This window comes from Streptomyces sp. F001 (genome assembly GCF_004187715.1).
Classification (GTDB): domain Bacteria; phylum Actinomycetota; class Actinomycetes; order Streptomycetales; family Streptomycetaceae; genus Streptomyces; species Streptomyces flavusporus.
In genome coordinates, this window is sequence record NZ_QZWF01000117.1 from 1 (window position 1) to 4,383 (window position 4,383).

The 4,383-nt window shown below is 70.0% G+C and carries 4 protein-coding genes; all 4 read left to right on the plus strand.

Annotated features, from left to right (window positions below; genetic code table 11):
- Positions 1–43 precede the first annotated feature (43 nt).
- Positions 44–1,288, plus strand: a complete 1,245-nt coding sequence (locus StrepF001_RS44630; RefSeq protein WP_129803783.1) for a sugar ABC transporter substrate-binding protein — start codon at positions 44–46, stop codon at positions 1,286–1,288.
- 10 nt (positions 1,289–1,298) lie between these two features.
- Complete coding sequence (locus StrepF001_RS44635; RefSeq protein ID WP_129803784.1) at positions 1,299–2,258, plus strand: sugar ABC transporter permease; 960 nt, start codon at positions 1,299–1,301, stop codon at positions 2,256–2,258.
- 30 nt (positions 2,259–2,288) lie between these two features.
- The gene (locus tag StrepF001_RS44640) at positions 2,289–3,116 is read left to right on the plus strand and encodes a carbohydrate ABC transporter permease (RefSeq protein ID WP_165396589.1); all 828 of its coding nucleotides are present in this window, start codon (positions 2,289–2,291) and stop codon (positions 3,114–3,116) included.
- Positions 3,117–3,138: 22 nt separating this feature from the next.
- Positions 3,139–4,383 (plus strand): GH1 family beta-glucosidase (locus tag StrepF001_RS44645; protein WP_129803785.1); only part of this gene is annotated, 1,245 nt, incomplete at its 3' end.

Consider the following 4,383-nt stretch of genomic DNA (forward strand, 5'->3'; position numbering starts at 1 on the left):
ACCCCCGCATGTCCAGAGCCGCACATGTAATGGAGAACCGATCATGCCGTCCCCAACCGGACGACCACGCATACCTCTCCCCGCCCTCGCCGCGGCGCTCGCCACGAGCACCCTCGCGCTGGGACTGACCGGATGCGCCGCCGAGCCCGACCCCGGCACCGTCACGGTGCTCAACTCGGCCACCGACACCGCCGAGCACGGCGCCAACCAGCGGTTCTTCGACCGCTGCGCCGAGCCGCTGGGCCTGAAGGTCGAGCAGATCAGCGTGCCCGCCGACCAGATCGCCTCGAAGGCGCTGCGGATGGCGTCCTCCGACTCGCTCACCGACATCCTGGAGCTCGACGGGTCCGAGCTGCCGCAGTTCGCGCAGACGGAAGGCCTGCGGCCGCTCGACGAAGTCGGGGTCGACACCTCCGGCTTCTCCGCGAGCGCCACCTCCCTCGGCTCGTACGACGGCACCCAGTACGGCATCGCCCGCTCCGTGAACTCCCTCGCGCTGATCTACAACACCGCGCTGCTGAAGAAGGCGGGCATCGCGCCGCCCACCACCTGGGACGAGCTGCGGACCGCAGCCAAGCAGCTCACCGCCGGCGACACGTACGGGATGGCCTTCAGCGCGAGCCCCAACGCGGACGGCGTCTACCAGTTCCTGCCGTTCTTCTGGTCCGCCGGCGGTGACGAGGCCAAGCTCGACAACGGCAAGGGCGAGGCCGCCCTCCAGCTGTGGAAGGACCTGGTCGCGGACGGCTCCGCCTCGAAGTCCGTCGTCAACTGGAACCAGCAGGACGTCAACGACCAGTTCGTCGCGGGCCGCGCCGCGATGATGATCAACGGGCCGTGGCAGGTGCCGGTCCTCAGCGCCCAGAAGAACGTGGACTGGGCGGTCGCGAGCATTCCGGTGCCCGAGGCGGGCAAAGCCGCGGTGCCGCCCATCGGTGGCACCGTGATGGCAGTGCCGAAGAACGACGAGGATCCGGCCCGCGAGAAGAACGCGGGCAAGCTCCTGAACTGCCTCAACTCCGAGAAGAACCAGCTCCAGTGGGGCGAGTCCGTCAACAACGTGCCCACCCGCTCCGCCGCCGCCGAGGCGTACGCGCAGCAGAACCCGAAGCTCGCCGCCTTCGCCGACCTGGTCACGACGGCCCGCTCCCGTACCGCGAAGGTCGGCACCGGCTGGCCGGTCGTCGGGGACGCGCTCGCGGGCGCCTTCCAGTCCGTGCTGACCGGGCGGACCAGTCCCGAACAGGCCCTGCAGCGGGCCCAGCAGCAGGCTTCGGCGGGGAAGTGAGGAACCGGCCATGACCACGATCACCTCCATCGCGCCCAGCACGGGGGCCGCCAAGGCGAAGTCCGCCACCGGGCGTGCCCCGCGGGGCCGCGGACTGCTCCGCTGGCTCTTCGTCCTCCCCGCGCTCGCCTACATGGCGCTCTTCTTCGGCTATCCGCTCGTCCGCAACATCGTGATGAGCTTCCAGCACTACACACCGAAGACGTACTTCACCGGCGAGGCCCCGTTCAACGGTCTCGACAACTGGCGGGCCGTCTTCTCCAACGAGCTGTTCACCGACGCCCTGTGGCACACGGCCCTCTTCACCGTCGGCTCGCTGGTCGGCCAGTTCACCATCGGCCTCGCGCTCGCCGTGTTCTTCTCGCGCCGCTTCCGGCTCTCCGGGTTCGTGCGCGCCATCCTGCTCCTGCCGTGGCTCGTGCCCATGGTCGTCTCCGCCGTCGTCTGGCGGCGCATCCTCGACCAGGACCACGGGATGCTCAACACCGCCCTGCACGCGGTCGGCCTGGCCCCGCAGGACGGTGTGCCGTGGCTCAGCAGCCCCGGTGTGGCGCTGCTGTCGGCGATCCTGGTCAACATCTGGATCGGCATCCCGTTCAACATGGTGATTCTCTACGGCGGTCTGCAGGAGATACCGCGCGAGCTGTACGAGGCCGCGTCGCTGGACGGCTCCGGCGCGTGGCGTACGTTCCGCAGCATCACGCTGCCGATGCTCCGCCCGGTGATCACGGTCGTGCTCGTGCTGGGCTTCATGTCGACGGTGAAGATCCTCGACCTGATCCTGGCGCTGACCTCGGGCGGTCCCGCGGACTCCACGCAGACACTGGGCACGGTCACGTACCAGTTGTCCTTCCTGCAGCTCGACTTCGGCCAGGGCGCCGTGGTGGGCAATGTCCTGATCCTCATCAGTGCGGTCTTCGCCGTGCTGTACCTGCGGGCCAACCGCGCCGACTTCGGCAAGGGGAAGTGACCGACGATGAACCGACCGATGAAGGCGCCGATGAACCGACCGGCGAACCGTCTCCGTTTTCGCTCGGCGTGGAACACCACCGCGGCGCTGCTGATCCTCGCCGTACTGCTCTTCCCGGTGTACTGGATGGTCAACACCGCACTCCAGCCCGAGTCGAGCATCGCCGCCACCGAGTGGTTTCCCGCCTCACCGAGCCTGAAGAACTTCGACACGGCGATCAGCACCCAGGGCGGCTCGCTCCTCACCAGCTTCGTCGTCGCGCTCGGCGCCGTCGTCGTGTGTCTCGCGCTGGCCGCGCCCGCCGCGTACGGGCTCGCCCAGTTCGGGCTGCGCGGCGGCCAGGGCATCGTCTTCACGACGCTGATCACACAGATGGTCCCGGGCATCGTCATCGCCAACGCCCTCTACAGCGCGTACGCAGAGCTCGGCCTGGTCAACTCCTACCTGGGGCTGATCCTGGCGGACGCCTCGCTCGGTCTGCCGTTCGCGATCGTGCTGCTGCGGGCGTTCATGGTGTCCATCCCGGGTGAGGTCGTCGAGGCCGCCATGGTGGACGGGGCGAACCGCTTCACCGCGTTCGTCCGGATCGTGCTGCCGATGAGCCGCAACGCCCTGATCACGGCGGGCCTGTTCACCTTCCTCTTCGCCTGGTCGGACTTCATGTTCGCGCTGACCCTCAACACCACGGACGACGTCAGGCCCATCACGCTCGGCATCTACCAGTTCGTCGGCGCACACGTCAGCGACTGGGGCGCGGTCATGGCGACCGCGGTGCTCTCGGCCGTGCCGGCCGCGATCCTGCTCGTCGTCGCCCAGAAGTACATCGCCGCCGGGATCACCGGCGGGTCCGTCAAGTAGCCGGTAAGGGCTGTAACCCATCATGAAACTCCCCGAGTTCCCCGACGGTTTCCTCTTCGGCGCCGCCACCGCGAGTTACCAGATCGAGGGCGCGTACGACGAGGACGGCAGAGGCCCGTCCATCTGGGACACCTTCTGCCGCGAGCCGGGACGCGTCGCGGACGGCGCCACCGGTGACGTGGCCTGCGACCACTACCACCGCTACCGCGAGGACGTCGCCCTGCTGCGCGAGCTGGGCGTGGACAGCTATCGCTTCTCCATCGCCTGGCCGCGCATCCAGCCGGACGGCTCGGGCCCGGTGAACACGGCGGGTCTCGACTTCTACGACCGGCTCGTGGACGAGCTGCTCGCGTCCGGCATCTCGCCCGCCGCCACTCTCTACCACTGGGACCTCCCCCAGGCCCTCGAGGACCGCGGCGGCTGGCGGGTGCGCGAGACCGCGGAACGCTTCGCCGAGTACGCCGGCCTGGTCGCCGCCCGGCTCGGCGACCGGGTGGACCGCTGGATCACCCTCAACGAGCCGTTCTGCAGCGCCTTCGTCGGCTACGCGGCGGGCGCCCACGCCCCGGGCGCCCGCGAGGGCCGCGGCGCGCTCGCCGCCGCCCACCATCTGCTCGTCGGCCACGGGCTCGCCGTGCGCGAGCTGCGCGCCGCGGGCGTACGCGAGGTCGGGATCACGCTCAACCCCGACCGGCTGCTGCCGGCCACCGACTCCCCCGCCGACCTGGCCGCCGTACGCCGCGTGGAGACACTGCACAACGACGTGTGGTTCGAGCCGCTGTTCGCCGGACGCTACCCGGAGCACGAGGCCGAGACGTGGGGCGAGCTCCTGCCCTCCGGCGACGGCTCGTACCGGCGCGAGGGCGACCTCGGTCTCATCGGCGCGCCGCTCGACTTCGTCGGCATCAACTACTACCGGCCGATCACCGTCGCCGACGCCCCGTACCGCGACCCGGACCCCGCGACCCGTACGGCGGTCGACGTCCGGGCCGAGGAGAGCTGGCGCGACGACGTCCGGCACACCACCATGGGCTGGCCCGTCGTCCCGCACACCTTCACGGACCTGCTGGTCGACCTGACCGAGCGTTACCCGGCGCTGCCTCCGATCCTGATCACCGAGAACGGCTCGGCCGAGGCGGACCCGACCGACGCCGACGGCCGGGTCCGGGACACCGACCGGATCGACTACCTCCACGGCCATCTCGACGCGCTCGCCGCCGCGGGTGCGGTGGGCGGCGATCAGCCGCTGGTACCAGTGGTAGCTGTC